Below are 16,198 nucleotides of genomic sequence, written 5' to 3' on the forward strand. Positions count from 1 at the left end.
CGCAACAGCCTTCAATTAAGGTATCAGCAGCGATCGCTAATCAAGAAAACTCTCACGCGATCGCCCCCCTCGCCCCCCTCTTGTCGCACTCGCATCTTGCCTATGTCCAAAAACCCTGATTTAATCAGCTTTCTTCCCATCCTGCGAAACTTCCCGCTAAATTAAAGAAGTAAAAAAATCATTCACGTCCTACCCAGGAGATGCCATGCCTCGCGTCAGAGCACCAGAATTCCCCGGAAACTACCCCTGGCTAAATACCGAGAAACCTTTATCCATTGAATCCTTAAAAGGGCGCGTCGTCCTCCTCGACTTCTGGACGTACTGCTGCATCAACTGCTTGCACGTCCTGCCAGACTTAAAATACCTCGAACAAAAATATAAAGATTCCCTCACGGTTATCGGCGTTCACTCGGCTAAATTTGAAAACGAAAAAGAAGTAGAAAACATCCGCCAAGCTATCCTCCGCTACGATATCGAACATCCTGTAATCGTTGACAGCGGCATGAAAGTTTGGCAAAGCTACGCGGTTCGCGCTTGGCCGACTTTAATGGTTATCGATCCTGAAAGTTATGTCGTTGGGTTTGTTTCCGGCGAAGGCAATAGAGAAGCACTTGACGAGTTAGTTGGCAAGTTAATTGCTGAATACAAAGATAAAAATGCGCTCAACTTTAAACAACTGCGTTTTAGCTTAGAAAAACAGCGCAAACCTGTATCAACACCGCTGGCTTTTCCCGGAAAAGTGCTGGCATTTGCGATCGCTGCAACGGAGGCAAAACACCTTCACCAACAGGTTGCGCTTTTGGGCGAAATGAGTCAGGAAAATGAATCTGTAGATGAAACTGTATTGCCAGGGCCTGCTAATTCAGTCATACAAAACTTAGTCGGTTCTTGCTTATTTATTGCCGATTCTGGACACAATAGGATTGTTGTCAGCACCCTAGAAGGTGAAGTGCTGCACGTCATCGGTAGCGGCAAACCGGGTTTAACTGACGGGGACTTTGAAGAGGCTGAGTTTTTTGCACCTCAAGGTATGGCTTTTGATGCAGAAAGTCAAATTCTATATGTTGCTGATACGGAAAATCATGCTCTCAGAAAGATTGATTTTACCACTCAACGGGTAGAAACTGTTGCTGGTACGGGCGAACAAAGTCACGAAATTTCACCCCGCAGCGGCAAGGCTTTAGAAACGCAATTGAATTCGCCTTGGGATTTAGAAAGAGTTGGAAATAGACTTTTTATTGCAATGGCGGGTTCCCACCAAATTTGGGAAATGCAGTTAGACACTGGCACGATCGGCACTTATGCAGGTATTGGCCGAGAATCCTGTGTTGACGGGAATCTTGCAGAATCTGCTTTTTCTCAGCCCAGTGGCCTGTCTACGGATCGATCGGAGTTGTTTGTTGCCGACAGCGAAATTAGTTCGATTCGTGCTGTGGGTATAGATGAAGACCCGAAGGTTCGCACTGTTTGCGGTAGCGGTGAATTGTTTGGTTTTGGGGATAAAGATGGTCGCGCTGAGGAGGTAAGGTTGCAGCACTGTTTGGGTGTTGAATACGCTCAAAATTACCTCTGGGTGGCTGATACTTATAATCACAAAATTAAGCGGATCGACCACCGGGGCGGTACGTGCAGAACAATGATTGGAGATGGTACAGCAGGTTTGGTTGATGCTAAAGGTCTCAAGGCTCGATTTTTTGAACCTTCAGGGTTGAGTGCGATCGGGCCTCATTTGTTTGTTGCTGATACGAACAATCATGTAATTCGGAAAGTTGAGTTGGATACGCTGGAAGTCACAACTTTGGATTTCCCCAGTTTGTGCGCTCCGGAGGTTTGTGTTCCTGATTAAGTCGATCGACCTTTTTGACATCAGGCACGGTTTTCAATTCTCCTGATTACCAGATTGATTGTGGTAAGGTAGGGTGCTCTTCGGCCCACCTTACCGCAATTTTCCAGCAAAGTAAGTTAACCTAATTATTCGCGGTAAGTGCAGTTCCTCACCCGCAATTCACTCATGGATGCAGAACCTCTATATTTAGGGTGTACAGCCCCATAACACCTAACCAATACAAGTAGAACGCCACACCACTTTTTGCGTCTAGGACTGAATTACTAAATGTTGTTAATTCCATCGCTACTAAAACCGCGATCGCCCCTATTAAATAATCGCAAAAATCCTCGCCCCCATCTAAAATTCCGAATAGCTCAGCAGCCGCACTATTTTTTCATCATCGTTCAATTCGCCGACAATTCGTCGCACGGGTTTCGGCCAGATTTTAATCAAAGTAGGAGTTGCTGAAATCTGATCTGCCTCAGCTTGATCTGGATGTTTCAAAACATCAATTACTTTTAAAGTGTAGGGACGATCGAGGCATTGCTCTAAAAACTGGTGTAAAGTTTCTAGGGTGCGTTCGGTGCTGGGGTTGCTGCCGGAAACAAACAGACGCAAAACGTACCCTTGAGTTTGTGGCGGTGGGGTGAGTGCTGTTGGTTTGGGAAGCCGAGTTTGCTGCGCTTGCGGAAAGCCCAAGGGAGTTACTATGGAACTGCTCCAGTCCGATCGAGCTTCGGGGCTGGCATACTGTACAACTAAGTCGTGATTTTCCCAAAGTTCGGGGAATTCTTCGTGATAAGTAGCAATCGCCATCGGTTCGCACATTTCTTCGCTCCGGGGATGCCACACTAAGTCGCCAGTCCCAAAAATGGCGTTCAGCAGCGTTTGATGTCGCAGCACGGGGGGGTAAGCCTCGGCAACAACCCGCACCTGCCGATCGCCTGGATCGAGCCAGGAGTCAACGGTTGCCGTGTAGCAAGGTATCAGAAAATGCGGGGGTTCCGACAAACCGAGGAGCTCCTGTAGAGCTACGCACAACTGCAAATGCCAGCGAGTTTGCTTGTGCGGGTCTATGCAATAGATTAAGTCTCCCCCTGGTGTAAACAGCGCAATGCCTTTAAAAATTTCTGGCAAAATCGGGCGATCGACTTTCAATTCAGTACACCAATAACTGTTAACTGTTAACAGTTAACTGTTAACAGTTAACTGTTAACACTCGACCTTTAGACTCGACCTCGGAGCATCTGAGCCATTTCGTTCGGAAACGGCGAGTTCTCTACACAAAGTTCTTCAGTAATCCGACCTTCTTGATAAAGGCCGTAGAGCGACTTATTCATCGTCGTCATGCCTTCATAAGTATCTTTGATCATGATTTGATTGATTTCCTCATTCTGGCCCTTCAGAATGTATTCCTTAACCACGTCGGTATTGATCATAACGTCGTGGAAAGCAGCCCGCTTTCCGTCTGTGGTTTTGCACAGCAGTTGAGCAATAATCGCCACTAGGGATTCGGAAATTGAAACCCGTATGGCATCCTGTTCTTCCGCCCCGAACATATCAAGAATCCGGTTCAGGGTCTTAACCGCACTGTTGGTGTGCAGGGTTCCTGCAACTAAGTGACCGGTTTGAGAGGCTTTGAGGGCGATTTCCACCGTCTCTCTGTCCCGAATTTCTCCTACTAGCAGCATATCCGGGTCTTGTCGCAGAGCGCCTTTGAGAGCGCTCATAAACTTGAGGGTGTGCCTGCCGACTTCCCGGTGCTTAATCAAGGATTTTTTGCTTTCGTGTACGAATTCTACGGGGTCTTCGATCGTGATGATGTTGTAGGCTTTATTCTTATTGATGTAGTCGATCATCGCGGCCAAGGTGGTAGACTTACCCGAACCTGTCGGGCCTGTTACCAAAATCAGCCCTTTGTGGTAGCCACATATTTTTCTAAAGACCTCCGGCAGTTTCAATTCCTCCAGTGTCATTATTTTGGCAGGAATTAGCCGCAGCACCATTGCCGGGCCGGCCAAGGAGTCCATGCAACTAATCCGAATGCGGACGAACCCGAAGTCGAAAGCGCCGTCAAAGTCTAGAGTTTTTTGGAAAATTTCAATTTCTTCATCGCTCATGCACTCCCGCAACCAGCCAAAAAACGTATCTAAATCGGTCGGTGGATAGCCGATGTCGGCAATCTCGCCCCGGGTGCGGAAGCGGGGAACTTCGTTTACTCCGAGGTGAAGGTCGGATACTCCTTCATCTTTGGCTCGGATTACTAGCTCTTTCAAACTCGGAACTCCGCCGCTGCTAGAGCTGTGGCTTTTAGGTGTGGCGAAGGATTGCGGCGCTGGTGCGGGTGGCGCTGCTGGTGCTGGTGCGGCAGGCGGCGGTGCTGGCGGCATTCCTGCTGCTCTGGGGGGCATCCCTGGAGCTGGAGGGCGGGGCATTCCTGGCGGTGGGGGAGCTCCGGGTACGGGCGGGCGAGGAGCTGGCGGATGCTGTTGTGTCATATGCGCTACCTTAAGTTGGTGAGAAGGCTGACTCGAACAGATGATTTGTGGGAGTTGAACAATGCCGATCGCCATTGTGCGCGTCTTGCACAAAAGCTTAACTGTTGTTCTCAGTCTATCCCAAGATAGGGTCGTAGTGCTGCACTACTAAGGAAATATTCTGCCAATTGGAGGATGCCATCACTCTCGATATATGATCACATATGGACTTTTGACTTTTTTGGATAAATTTCTTAAGGAAAAGAGTTTGCAGCAACTCAACAGTATTAAATTATACTTTGCCCAACTATTAAGGAGTTAAACGGATGAATTCTGTCGATCGGGCTTTTACTCCTGCTCTGGAGTTGGCGAAGTCGATTCGCGCCCTGGAAGTGTCGCCTTTAGAAATTGTCAATCTTTACTTGGAACGGATCGATCGATTAAACCCTCAGCTTGGCAGTTATTTTACAGTAAGCGCCGATCGGGCGATCGCCCTGGCTAAATCTCAAACCGAGCAACTAGCTGGCTTAAACAAGCCACAGGAATTGCCACCTTTTTTCGGAGTACCAATTGCGATTAAAGACTTGACACCAGTTGCCGGCGTTCCCTGTACCTATGGCACTCAAGCTTTGGTGAATAACATATCTAACTACAGCGAGTCAGTGGTATGGCGGATCGAAGCAGCGGGATTTAACATTCTGGGCAAAACAGCAACCTCTCAAATTGGCTCATTGCCTTACACCGAACCCCCAGGTTTCCTGCGGGCGCGCAATCCCTGGAATTTAGAGTATACGCCCGGAGGTTCCAGCGGTGGCTCAGCGGCGGCTGTAGCGGCGGGTTTATGCGCGATCGCCCAAGGTTCAGACGGTGGCGGTTCGATCCGAGGCCCAGCTTCCTGCTGCGGTTTAGTGGGCATTAAACCATCCCGGGGGCGAGTTTCCTGGGCCCCCGTCGGAGATTACCTCAGCGGCATTTCTGCCAACGGCCCCCTGGCGCGCACTGTAGCTGACGCCGCCGCACTTTTGGATGTAATGTCAGGCTACACAACAGGCGATCCGTACTGGCTACCAGATTCAAATCCGACGTTTTTAGAAGCTTCCACTCAAGAGTTAGGCAAGCTACGAATTGCTTTTTCTACCAGTATTTCCCCTGTGGGCGAGGCTTCGGCTATCTGTCAGCAAGCGGTACTCGAAACCGTCAAGTTACTGACAGATTTGGGTCACGATGTCGAACCGGGATGTCCTGATTTTACGGGTTTAATCGAACCGTTTATCGCAATTTGGCAGTCTGGGGCGGCGGCAAGCGGCATTCCAGGCCCTGCTTTGGAACCGATGAATCGCTGGCTGTTAGAAAGAACTATTTCCGCTGGGGAATATTTGCGGGCGGTGAATCAAATGCAGGTGATTTCACGGCGGATTGTGGGATTCTTTGAAAAATTTGATGTGTTAGTTTTGCCGACTTATATGCACTCGCCAATCCGGGTTGGGGAGTGGGCGGATTTGAGCTTTGAAGAAACTTTGCAGCGAATTATTAATTGGGTTGCTCCTTGTCCGCCGTTTAATGCTAGTGGTTTGCCTGCGATCGCACTTCCTGCCATTTTAGATAACAACGGTTTGCCCGTGGGAATTCAAATTATCGGGCGGCCTGCGGCGGAAGCTACTTTAATTGCTTTAGCGGCGCAGATGGAAGCGGCGAAACCTTTCCCGGTTTTAGATTTTAAATAGGGAAGAGCAAGAAATAAAAGCACGTTTCCCTTTTTTATGGGTATGCCAAATCAGGACTCGTGCGCGGCGAACAAGAAATCCGGTTTATTGCAGAATTTTCTAGTCAGCCATCCCATATTTGACCAATAAACCGAGTTGCTCGCCCAGTCATACTTATTACCAAGTATGCTGTATTTTATTGAGTATCCTTCTTTAGATTGATAGATATTGTGCTTATTTTGGTTTAAAACTGGTAGCAGTTCGCTGCCAATATTTAGGGTGAAATTTATGTTAACTTCCGGCCCGATTACCGCTCCCGTTCCCGTTTTTCTAGTTCTTTTAGCAATCATGCTAATCGCCCCGCTGGTATTTGAGCGCTTGCGACTACCGGGAATAGTCGGTTTAATTATTGCTGGCGTAATTGTCGGGCCCAACGGTCTAAATTTGCTGCAACGAGACGCTACTATTGTTTTGTTAGGTACTGTAGGATTGCTGTTTTTAATGTTCCTAGCAGGACTGGAAACTAGCCTCGACGACCTCAAACTCAATGCGGACAAAGCTGTCATATTTGGGCTGGCTACTTTTTCGCTACCGATGATATTGGGGACAGGAGCAATGCTGCTGTTGGGATATAGCTGGCTGGCTGCAATTTTAGTCGCTTCTTGTTTCGCTACGCACACGCTTTTAGCGCTGCCAATTCTCACAAAATTGGGATTGATGCGAACTCAGACTATTACTACGACTTTGGGCGGGACTTTAATTACGAACGTGTTGGGACTGTTGGTGCTGGCAATTGTTGTTAAAGCTTTCAAAGGAAATCTAACTCTCGAATTTTGGCTGTTTCTCATTCCATCTCTTGCTATCTACACTTTTGCTACTTTGTGGGGAGTTCCCAAAATCGGTCGCTGGTTTTTTAAGAAATTTGGACATGACGAAAATGCCGAATTTATATTTGTATTGGCCACCCTATTTCTAGTTTCTTACGCAGCAGAACTAATTGAAATTGAGGCAATTATTGGTGCATTTTTATCGGGAATTGCCATCACTCAAATTATTCCCAAAATGAGTCCCCTGATGAATCGGATTGAGTTTATTGGCAATACGCTGTTTGTGCCGTTTTTTCTGATTTCTGTGGGGATGTTAATTGACCCGCTAATTTTGGTGAAGCAGCCGCAGTCTTTGTTGGTGGCGGCAGTGATGATTTTAGCAGAGGTGGTGAGCAAGTTTTTGGCAGCTTGGCTACCGGGGAAATTATTTCGTTTTGAGTTTCCCAACATTATGGTAATGTTCGGTCTTTCTGTTGCTCAAGCTGCTTCTACTTTGGCTGCGATTACGGTTGCTTTTGACATTAAATTGGTCGATACTGAAACGGTGAACGGCATCATTGCCATGATTTTAGTAACTTGTGTCGCTTCTCCTTGGATTGTATCTCGGTGGGGTCAAGAAATGCAGCAGCCGGGGTCAAGTTTACCGACTGCTACTTCAGGAAAGCATTCCTGGGGAGACCGAGTTTTAGTGCCTGTTGCTAATCCGAATACGGAAGATAATTTGCTGCGTTTGGCTTTGATTTTAGCAAAAACATCTCAGGGAACTTTGCTACCGCTGCATATTTTGTCCGATCGCGGGGAAGCAATTTCACCGGCAGATAAAATGCAGCAAACTCAACTTTTGACGGCTGCGGAAACTGTCGCCCATGCGGCTGCTTGTGCGGTTGAACCGATCGCAAGGATAGATGATGCGATCGATCGCGGAATCCTACGGAGTGCAACCGAACGCGAGGCTAGTTTAATTGTTTGCGGTTGGAAGGGATTTTCTACGACTCGCGACAATTTTTTTGGCAGCATCATTGATACTGTGATCAGGCGATCGCCAGTACCCGTACTGATTGCTCGATTTCCCGATCCTCTCCAGAATACAGCCAGAATAATTTTGGCGGTAACTGACAGCGAGTTGACTCGGTTTGGATTTCAGGAAACCGTGGATATTGCTAAGAGTTTAGCCGAGGAACTTAAGGCGAGTTTGCAAGTGTTGTTGGTGGCGACAAAACGGGAACAAAGCAACCAAAGTGCGGCGGAGGTGGAAATTCTCTCTGAGATACCAGTAAATCGGGTTCGGGGAAATTTTATCAAGTTAGTTTCGCAGAATTTGTTAGAACACGATTTGCTGATTTTAACAACAATTTCTCAGCAACAAAATTTGTGGGAAAAACCGGGAACTCTCAAAGAACCAGAAGCGATCGCCCGGACTCACCAAAATATTTCGATGCTTGTTGTTTATTTTCCTGTATCTTGAGGAATATTTTAACCGCAGATTACGTTATGAATCTGCATTCATCTGCGGTTAAGATTTTAGGACTAAAGCCAACTGGCAAATTAAACAAAGGTAGGTATAGCAATCCTAAGTGAGTCGTAATTTTTTTACCCCACCCCAACCCTCCCCTTGCCAAGGGGAGGAAGTAAGAAATTTACAAATGATTTAGGATTGCTATAGTTGCGATCGAATCGCTCTTTCCTAAGCTAATAAATAGCGCACAAGCGCAACTACATACCTAAAATTTAAGCCCTATTTCTGACAATTGTGTAAGTCTTATATTTAATCCTAATCCAACGGAATTGCTAGCAAAATTTCCGCACCCTTGCGCGGTTCAGAAATACACTACATCGCTCTTTTCACTCGCGAAGTTGGTATTTTTTGGGCTGCCGATTAAAAAATCCTTCAACTCATCATCATTAGCACCCGCACAAGAAGTGCACTTAGGTACGGAATGTGCGATCGGCCAGTAAATATGCGTAGAGGCTTTGCCGATCGCACCCCGATGGAGGCAATTTCTCGGCATCTAGAACAATATCTCGGTATCTGGGAGAATTTTGAGAATATGGTGATCTACCCCCTCTAGTTCAATAAGGTAAAAATGAGCATCAGACCAAATTTCAGATGGTTTTCTTCAGTGGCGAGTGTTTTGGGTTCGATTTCGATCAGCCCTTTGAGTGGCGCGACATCCTCTGTAAAAGCAGCAGAAACGGTTGTTGTCCGCAAAGGTATTTTAGAATCGTCAATATCGGTGGCGGATTTGCGCGAACTCGCAGAAACAGGAAAAGTCCCCGCCAGACTGCAAGCTTATGCCAATCTCCTGTCTGAGGAACAGCGGAGTAAAATTTTTCGGGCGCTGCAAGCGAAAATTCCCCTCAATGTAGTAGGTCTGAGCAACTTGCTAAATACGGGCATCGGGACTGCCATCCTGACGGATTTGACTACTGTGATACCCAGGCGCGACGGTGGGGGTGTGGAAGCGCTGCGAGCGGCTTTGGTGCAGGGAGCAAACGCGCCGGAAGGCTTATCGGTATTGAGTTTCATTGAATCTTATCCGAGCTCGCGAGTAGTGGTGGATCTCGATCGAGCTTTCACAGTTTTGGGAAATATGAACGCCAGTTTTTGGCAAACTCAGCGCTTTATGGCGGCGATCGCACCTCAGTTAGCAGCGGTTAAACCCGCGTTTAAGCTGCCTTTCGATCCAACCCAGCCCGGCCCTAATTTGGTGCAGGTACGGGCGCTAGATTTGAACGATAGTGCCCGCAATCGACTTATTCCAGTTGATGTGTATTGGTCGGAAGCTGCGACAGCCGACAAACCGACGATCGTCTTTTCTCACGGGTTGGGTTCCGTCCGCACGGATTTGCGCTACTTAGCCGAGCATTTGGCGTCTCACGGCTATGTAGTAGCAGCTTTAGAACATCCGGGCAGCAACGAGACGAATACCAATGCTGCGATGGCGGGGAAGTGTCCCTTGCTAGCTCCTCAAGAGTTTTTAGACCGTCCCAAAGACATCAGTTTTGTACTCGACGAACTGACAAAATTGAACCAAACTGATGATAACTTGCAGGGGAGAATGGCGATCGACCGATGGGTAATAATTGGCTATTCATTTGGCGGCGCTACAGCCTTGTCCTTGGCCGGCGCCGAACTGCAATTGAGCGGACTCAAACAAAGGTGTCAGGGGGATTTGATTGGGTTCAGCTTAGGCGAAGGCATTCAGTGCGCGGCGGCCGGATTGCCCGAAGAACGGTATCAATTGCGGGATGGGAGGATTAAAAGGGCGATCGCCATGAATCCGATCACATCATTATTATTTGGAGAAACAGGTTTAAGTGCAATTCAAATTCCCACCTTAATAGTAGCATCTTCTGCCGACAAAACAACTCCCGCCTTAGCCGAACAAATTGCAGGCTTTCCGAAAATTCCATCTCCTAAATGGCTAGTTGGTTTGGTAGGAGGAACCCATTTAAGTGTCAAAGATCCCAGTACAACTTTAAACCAGATTCGTAGACCGAGTACAGTAATTACCGGGGATGAAGTAGTCGGCGACCAAGCTGTTAGCATACGCAATTATATTAAAGCTGTAAGTTTGGCTACCGCCGCGCAACTAACTGCTGAAGCTGATAAATATGCAGTTTTTCTAACACCAGAATACGCGCAATTTGCTTCCACATCGGCAATCCCGGTGCGGCTAGTAACAGAAATTTCCTCTGAAACTAATGCAGTAGTGCAAACTTTTCTTAAAGGGAATAAGTAGTGATTAGTAATTAATCATTAGTCCTCAGCTAATAACTAATTATTAAGAGTTGTAGTAATATCAAATAAGGTGACATGGAAATTATAATTGAGTGCGTCTTCTCGGTCGCTCCTGAGAGCACGGAGCCACACGGGAAGCTCCCACGGCACTCGGAAAATTATGATTCCGATGTCAGCGGAAACGATATTACGACTAGCAGCTTTTCCTTTTGTATGGGCGGCCGCTTAGCCCCGAAGGGTGTATTTTTTTCTTAAGCTGTTTCTGATATATTTTTTCCGTGCAAGGGCAAAATATAACAAACTGCTTCCACAAACTCTACTCCCAAACTGCGATGCCTAAAAAAAATCTTATCCCGTTATTGCTTCTGTTGGCAGCCCTATTTACCCTTTACGGTGACACTTTAACTTTTCTCCCCAAACCTGTAAGAGATACTAGCGTGGCAAGCCGAAAGTTCTTCGTCGGGTTGTGGCCAGATTGGTTGAGGCCGAGAGATTTCAACGAGAAAAGGCAACAGGATATTGATAAATTGCAAAAAAGTCCTAGCCCGAGTCGATAGTTTTGAGCTACCAACGACAAACCCGGTTTCTCTAACAATACCTAGCCATTTTCTTGTAGTATTGTAGGTTGGGTTAAGCGAAGCGAAACCCAACAGTACGATTTTAGATTTTGGATTGTAGATTAGAGATTTTTTATCCACTCTCTAATCTGTAATCGATTAAACTTAAGATTTTAGATTTTCCTCCCAGCGGTAAGGTGTGCATTGCACACCCTACAGATAGAGGTTATGCCTCCAGGGCTGTTTTAGATTGGTCTTCCCATCTAAAATCTAAAATCTAAAATCTAAAATTGATTAGGCTTGCTTTTTCAACCAGCTAAACATAGCTCGCAAATCTTTACCAACTTCTTCAATAGGATGTTCTGCTTCCTGACGGCGCATGGAGGTAAAACCTGGTTTGCCAGCTTGGTTTTCCAGAACGAATTCGCGGGCAAATTGACCGGATTGAATTTCGCTGAGAATTTTCCGCATTTCGGCGCGGGTTTGATCCGTAACGATGCGGGGGCCGCGAGTTAAATCGCCGTATTCTGCGGTATTGGAGATGCTGTCGCGCATTTTGGCGAGACCTCCTTCTACTATTAAGTCAACGATAAGTTTAACTTCGTGCAAACATTCAAAATAAGCTAATTCCGGTTGGTATCCGGCGTCAACTAAAGTTTCAAATCCAGCTTTAATTAATGCGCTCAAACCGCCGCACAAAACTACTTGTTCGCCAAAAAGATCCGTTTCTGTTTCTTCGCGGAAAGTGGTTTCCAGGATGCCAGCTCTGGTGCCACCGATACCTTTAGCATAGGCCATTGCCCGATCGCGCGCTTGACCGGAAGCATCTTGATATACTGCAAACAAACTCGGAACACCTTCCCCTTGTTCGTAAGTCCGTCGCACCAAGTGTCCGGGGCCTTTGGGGGCAACCATTACTACGTCTACATTGGCAGGGGGAACAACTTGGCCGAAGTGAATGTTAAAACCGTGAGCAAATGCTAAAACATTTCCTTCGGAAAGGTTCGGTTCGATTTGTTCTTTGTAAATAGTTTTTTGAACTTCATCGGGCAATAAAATCATGATGAAGTCAGCGGCGGCGGCTGCTTTGTCTACCGGGTGAACTGTTAAACCCGCGTCGGTTGCTTTGGCGGCAGATTTGCTACCGGGATACAAACCGACAACGACATTCATGCCACTGTCTTTGAGGTTAAGCGCGTGGGCGTGTCCTTGGGAACCGTAGCCGATGATAGCAATCGTTTTGTTGGCTAAGAGGTCTAGGTTCGCGTCGGTGTCGTAATACATACGGGCCATAATCCTTGTCTCCTGAGATGCAAATTGGGTGATTGACTGCAAAACTCTCATTTTATCAAAGTAGGGTACTTTTTTTGCAGAAATTTTTAGATTAAGATTTGGAAGGGGGAAAATAAAGGGCGATCGCGCTGAATTTAGCAGGGTTTCTGGCAGAGTCTGCGATCGTCAAATATAATTGTCAATAGCGTGCTGTGCTGTTGAAAAAAAACCCAACTATAGCAACCGCGCCCGACGCTATTGACATTCTTAATGGCTGAAACCATTGCTGTTACTGCTTCTTCCTTCTTCCTTCTTCCTTCTTCCTTCAGCTATAACTAACTTTTTTCAGATGAAAATAAAAGCAATACATCATGTGGCGATTATTTGCTCGGATTACGAAGCCTCGAAAAAATTTTATGTAGAAGTATTGGGATGTTCCATTATCAAAGAAACTTTCCGAACCGAGAGGAATTCTTACAAACTAGATTTGCGAGTCGGAAACGGCGACACCATCGAGCTTTTTTCCTTTCCCCATCCTCCTGAAAGAATTAACAATCCTGAAGCCTGTGGCTTGAGACATTTAGCTTTTGCAGTTGAGGACATAGAAGCATCAGTTGCTTACTTAAAATCCCAACAAGTAGAAGTAGAAGAAATTCGCCTTGACGAAATTACCGAAAAAAGGTTTACATTTTTCCGAGACCCCGACAACTTACCATTAGAAATATATGAGAATTAAGGAGTCTATTTATTTTGTCAAGCCGTTATTAAGTCAACCAGTCCGTAGTGCTGACTATAGAAATTGCATCATTCATTTCCCTCTAAAATATAAAATATAAAATTGTATAATGGACAGATTAATCAGAAACACAATCACCATCGGATTGCCGACTTTAATGCTCTTTATCGCCATATTAGCTACAGGAAAAACAGGTGATGCAGCCGTTTGGTCGGGTTTGGTCAAAGTCGGCGGTTCCTTTGGTATGCTGATCGGTTTAGGTGTGTTGGTATTTGTAGGATTTGTTGCCAATTCTGTTAGTTATTTTGTGGTAGATAGCTTGCTAGTGAGGTTTTATCAAAAGCGGTGCGAGTTGGAACAGCCAGAACAACTGGTAATAGAAATTGATAAATTGCCGATTACCAACGACCTCAAAATTAAGCTCAAATGGGCGGTGATGCACAGCACGCCCAACAAAAACATTAGCTTGAAGCACATAATTTTAAAATGGTTTATTATCGCAGCAACTGTCAATGCCGTATTGTCAATAGTCGGTTATTTAGGACAATTCAACATTTTTTTTGAATTGAGTTCTCATTTTAAACTACAATATCTGCTGCTGGGTTTCTCTACTTTTATATTCTTCGCTCTGGTGCGCTCAAAAAAAATATGGTTGTTGGTGAGCGCATTTTGCATTATTATTAATTTGGCGGAAATTGTTCCTTGGTATTTTCCAGCGCCAGCAGTTGCCGGAGCAACTCCCGGACACAACTTGCGGATTTTGCATTCAAATGTTTTAAGGGCTAATCGGCGATATTCTGAGGTGATATCGCTGGTTAAAGCAGAACAACCTGATATCGCGGTTTTTGTGGAAGTCAACTCAACTTGGGCAAAACAGTTATCGGTTTTAAGCGAGATTTTTCCTTACTCTTCTACCCAGCAAGAATCTGAGAGATTTGGCAGTGCAATATACAGCAAGCTGCCTTTAGAAAATTCTTCGGTTAAAGCCTTTTCAACGCGAAGAAAGAGCTTGTCGGCGGATGTTAAATTTCAAGGTAAAATCATTTCTCTGATTCTTGCTCATCCGACTGTGCCAGTCAAACAGGAGAGTTTTATCAATCGCAATAAACAGCTAGCAGCCATTGGCGAGTATGCAGCCCAAATAAAAAATCCGCTGATTGTGGTTGGGGATTTAAATACCACAATGTGGTCGCCGTTCTACAAAAATATGGTAAAAACCGGAAATTTGCGAAATGCGCGATCGGGGTTTGGCATTTTACCGACTTGGCCGACTTTTATGCCGCTGGCTTATATTCCGATCGATCACTTTCTAGTCAGCAAAGAAATTGGTGTTTTAAAGATTCGTACTGGCCGAAATGTCGGTTCGGATCATTTGCCGTTAATTACAGATTTGGTCATTTGAAGGCAGGATTCGATATTTTCTAACAAATTATTGATTAACTGTATCTGGTATTGCTGAATATTTGTCTGTAGCGGTTCTTTGCTGTCTTGAAAACTGATAACTTTTCCGGCGATTTCCTTGTAGTGTTGCAGCATGGAAAAAGTATCGGTGCTGAAGCGAGCGAGATAGTTTTTAGCAGCCTCGCTGCAAATTTCCTTTACTTGATTTAGATAAGCTTCAGACGATTCAGGCGGCTTTTCATACCCTGTTCTTTTATTCAAAATATAGCTAGCACCGCCGACTACTGCGGCTCCCACAGGCCCGCCCAATAGCCAACCTAAGCCGGTGGCGATCGCCACTGGAGCCACTTCGCCCTCGATCGACTTTTGCGGTGGAGGTGGCGGCGGTTCGGGTAAGCTGACTTGTGGGGCTGGGGGAAACGAAATCAAAAGGGCGATCGGCTGTTCTTTCTCAAAGAATTCGCAAGCTTTATTTACCCATTCTGCGATGGTTTGCTGCTGATGTAAGACCTCTCGCTGAAATTTTAGCTTCCACGCATCAAAACTCCCTTCCTGAAGCGACAGCGCCATTTCCGATTGATACCGCTGCAAAAGTGTGGGCTGGTAAAGCCAAATCTCGAAGTCAGAAACGCTGGCTTGAAAGCCTTTTGATATCAATTTTTCAGCTTTTTGTTTAATTTCAATTTTGTCTTTGTGCTTTTGTTGAGCAGCAGCTATTTCTGCGGTGACAGTTTCAGCTTTGGCTCGGAGAGATTGGCAAATTTTAGTAGCTATAGCTTCAATTCTGGGCAACTTAACTGCTAGTTGTTCCTGTTGAGCTGCCACAATACTTTGCAAAGCCGATTCAAAGCTGGCAATTCCTGTAGTTTGGGCGGCCGCCACATCTCCTTTCAGCCTCGCCCTCAAAGCCGGCAAAGCATCGACGCGGTAGATATTGCTGATATTGGTCGGCAAGTTCGAGCGAAAACTTTCGGCAACAAACAACAAGCGATTGTAAACTTGTTTTTGGTCGTCTGGTTCGAGTAGATTGAGAAAATTGGCAACAAAGACGACAGTGTTGATGTGGCGATCGCTCAACCAATCTCTCAAGTTTTCCCGTTCGCCTAAAGTCATCAATTTGCGAGCATCTAAAACCTGCACAACTAAATCAGCCGTTAGCAATTTATCCCGAACCAAATTATCCTGTTCTTCCCGATCGTTGGTTCCCGGTAAATCCAGCAATTCCACACCGGTTTGCAGGAATGGATGGGGACAGTAAACATTCACGGCCGCGACATCATCCCGCATTTGTCTCGCGTCGTCAAGGATGGCGTAGCGTTTCAGAACATCAGTCCCCGGTTCGCTAATTTCCGTGCCGTCTTTCAGGGTTATTTTTGCGTGCAATTCCTCGCCGTAGTTGACATAAATGGCAGCACCTGTAGTGGGCACGAGGTCGATCGGCAAAGCCCGATTTCCAAGCATTGCATTGAGCAAAGTTGACTTGCCATAATTAAACGGGCCAAAGACAGCAACTTGAAAAGTTGGTTTGGCTAGATAGTCGCAGATTGAGGTGGTATCTCGATACAGTTGGGAGTTTTTGTCAAGTTCGAGAATACCCAGTGCTGATTTGAGATAGTCGGTCAGGTCTTGATAAATTTCGGTTTGTTGCATATTGT

Annotated in this window: 11 protein-coding genes; 6 read left to right on the plus strand and 5 right to left on the minus strand. The window is 46.0% G+C overall.

Annotated features, from left to right (window positions below; genetic code table 11):
- Window positions 1–205 precede the first annotated feature (205 nt).
- Entirely contained in the window at window positions 206–1,846 is a 1,641-nt protein-coding gene (locus tag QUA07_RS03105) for a thioredoxin-like domain-containing protein (RefSeq protein ID WP_333322607.1), read from the plus strand.
- Window positions 1,847–2,185: 339 nt separating this feature from the next.
- Here QUA07_RS03105 and QUA07_RS03110 read toward each other — a convergent pair whose 3' ends face one another.
- Both QUA07_RS03110 and QUA07_RS03115 read right to left on the minus strand, forming a co-directional pair.
- The gene (locus tag QUA07_RS03110; protein WP_333322609.1) at window positions 2,186–2,986 is read right to left on the minus strand and encodes a circadian clock KaiB family protein; all 801 of its coding nucleotides are present in this window, start codon (window positions 2,984–2,986) and stop codon (window positions 2,186–2,188) included.
- A gap of 68 nt (window positions 2,987–3,054) precedes the next feature.
- A complete protein-coding gene (locus QUA07_RS03115) occupies window positions 3,055–4,326 on the minus strand; it encodes a type IV pilus twitching motility protein PilT (protein ID WP_333322612.1) in 1,272 nt (423 codons plus the stop codon).
- A 305-nt stretch (window positions 4,327–4,631) separates the two neighbouring features.
- Here QUA07_RS03115 and QUA07_RS03120 point away from each other — a divergent pair, with 305 nt between their 5' ends.
- Together QUA07_RS03120 and QUA07_RS03125 are read left to right on the plus strand one after the other, a co-directional pair.
- Window positions 4,632–6,029, plus strand: a complete 1,398-nt coding sequence (locus QUA07_RS03120) for an amidase (RefSeq protein ID WP_333322614.1) — start codon at window positions 4,632–4,634, stop codon at window positions 6,027–6,029.
- A gap of 267 nt (window positions 6,030–6,296) precedes the next feature.
- Window positions 6,297–8,300 carry a cation:proton antiporter domain-containing protein gene (locus QUA07_RS03125; protein WP_333322616.1) on the plus strand — a complete coding sequence of 668 codons (2,004 nt, stop codon included), beginning with the start codon at window positions 6,297–6,299 and terminating at the stop codon, window positions 8,298–8,300.
- 352 nt (window positions 8,301–8,652) lie between these two features.
- On the opposite strand, the gene QUA07_RS03130 is transcribed toward QUA07_RS03125, so the two are convergent.
- On the minus strand, window positions 8,653–8,844 hold the full coding sequence (locus tag QUA07_RS03130; protein ID WP_333322618.1) for a hypothetical protein: 192 nt from the start codon (window positions 8,842–8,844) through the stop codon (window positions 8,653–8,655).
- A gap of 75 nt (window positions 8,845–8,919) precedes the next feature.
- Here QUA07_RS03130 and QUA07_RS03135 point away from each other — a divergent pair, with 75 nt between their 5' ends.
- A complete protein-coding gene (locus QUA07_RS03135) occupies window positions 8,920–10,578 on the plus strand; it encodes an alpha/beta hydrolase (protein WP_333322620.1) in 1,659 nt (552 codons plus the stop codon).
- Between the two features lie 850 nt (window positions 10,579–11,428).
- On the opposite strand, the gene ilvC is transcribed toward QUA07_RS03135, so the two are convergent.
- On the minus strand, window positions 11,429–12,478 hold the full coding sequence (ilvC, locus tag QUA07_RS03140) for a ketol-acid reductoisomerase (RefSeq protein WP_333043995.1): 1,050 nt from the start codon (window positions 12,476–12,478) through the stop codon (window positions 11,429–11,431).
- A gap of 277 nt (window positions 12,479–12,755) precedes the next feature.
- Between ilvC and gloA2 the strand changes: the two genes are divergently transcribed.
- Both gloA2 and QUA07_RS03150 read left to right on the plus strand, forming a co-directional pair.
- Entirely contained in the window at window positions 12,756–13,142 is a 387-nt protein-coding gene (gene gloA2, locus QUA07_RS03145; RefSeq protein ID WP_333259973.1) for an SMU1112c/YaeR family gloxylase I-like metalloprotein, read from the plus strand.
- Between the two features lie 109 nt (window positions 13,143–13,251).
- Window positions 13,252–14,544: an endonuclease/exonuclease/phosphatase family protein gene (locus QUA07_RS03150; protein ID WP_333322623.1), complete on the plus strand. Its 1,293-nt coding sequence runs from the start codon at window positions 13,252–13,254 to the stop codon at window positions 14,542–14,544.
- Here the strand turns inward: QUA07_RS03150 and QUA07_RS03155 are convergent.
- Entirely contained in the window at window positions 14,511–16,193 is a 1,683-nt protein-coding gene (locus tag QUA07_RS03155) for a dynamin family protein (protein ID WP_333322625.1), read from the minus strand. The genes QUA07_RS03150 and QUA07_RS03155 overlap by 34 nt on opposite strands.
- Between the last annotated feature and the right edge of the window lie 5 nt (window positions 16,194–16,198).

Origin of the sequence: Microcoleus sp. T3_A4 (genome assembly GCF_036700465.1) — a bacterium.
Lineage (GTDB): Bacteria > Cyanobacteriota > Cyanobacteriia > Cyanobacteriales > Microcoleaceae > Microcoleus.

What these genes read in the sequence shown, in the direction of transcription:
- QUA07_RS03105 (WP_333322607.1), top strand. Translation starts at nt 206, where the DNA reads ATGCCTCGCGTCAGAGCACCAGAATTCCCCGGAAACTACCCCTGGCTA.
- QUA07_RS03115 (WP_333322612.1), bottom strand. Translation starts at nt 4,326, where the DNA reads ATGACACAACAGCATCCGCCAGCTCCTCGCCCGCCCGTACCCGGAGCT.
- QUA07_RS03120 (WP_333322614.1), top strand. Translation starts at nt 4,632, where the DNA reads ATGAATTCTGTCGATCGGGCTTTTACTCCTGCTCTGGAGTTGGCGAAG.
- QUA07_RS03125 (WP_333322616.1), top strand. Translation starts at nt 6,297, where the DNA reads ATGTTAACTTCCGGCCCGATTACCGCTCCCGTTCCCGTTTTTCTAGTT.
- QUA07_RS03130 (WP_333322618.1), bottom strand. Translation starts at nt 8,844, where the DNA reads ATGCCGAGAAATTGCCTCCATCGGGGTGCGATCGGCAAAGCCTCTACG.
- QUA07_RS03135 (WP_333322620.1), top strand. Translation starts at nt 8,920, where the DNA reads ATGAGCATCAGACCAAATTTCAGATGGTTTTCTTCAGTGGCGAGTGTT.
- ilvC (WP_333043995.1), bottom strand. Translation starts at nt 12,478, where the DNA reads ATGAGAGTTTTGCAGTCAATCACCCAATTTGCATCTCAGGAGACAAGG.
- gloA2 (WP_333259973.1), top strand. Translation starts at nt 12,756, where the DNA reads ATGAAAATAAAAGCAATACATCATGTGGCGATTATTTGCTCGGATTAC.
- QUA07_RS03150 (WP_333322623.1), top strand. Translation starts at nt 13,252, where the DNA reads ATGGACAGATTAATCAGAAACACAATCACCATCGGATTGCCGACTTTA.
- QUA07_RS03155 (WP_333322625.1), bottom strand. Translation starts at nt 16,193, where the DNA reads ATGCAACAAACCGAAATTTATCAAGACCTGACCGACTATCTCAAATCA.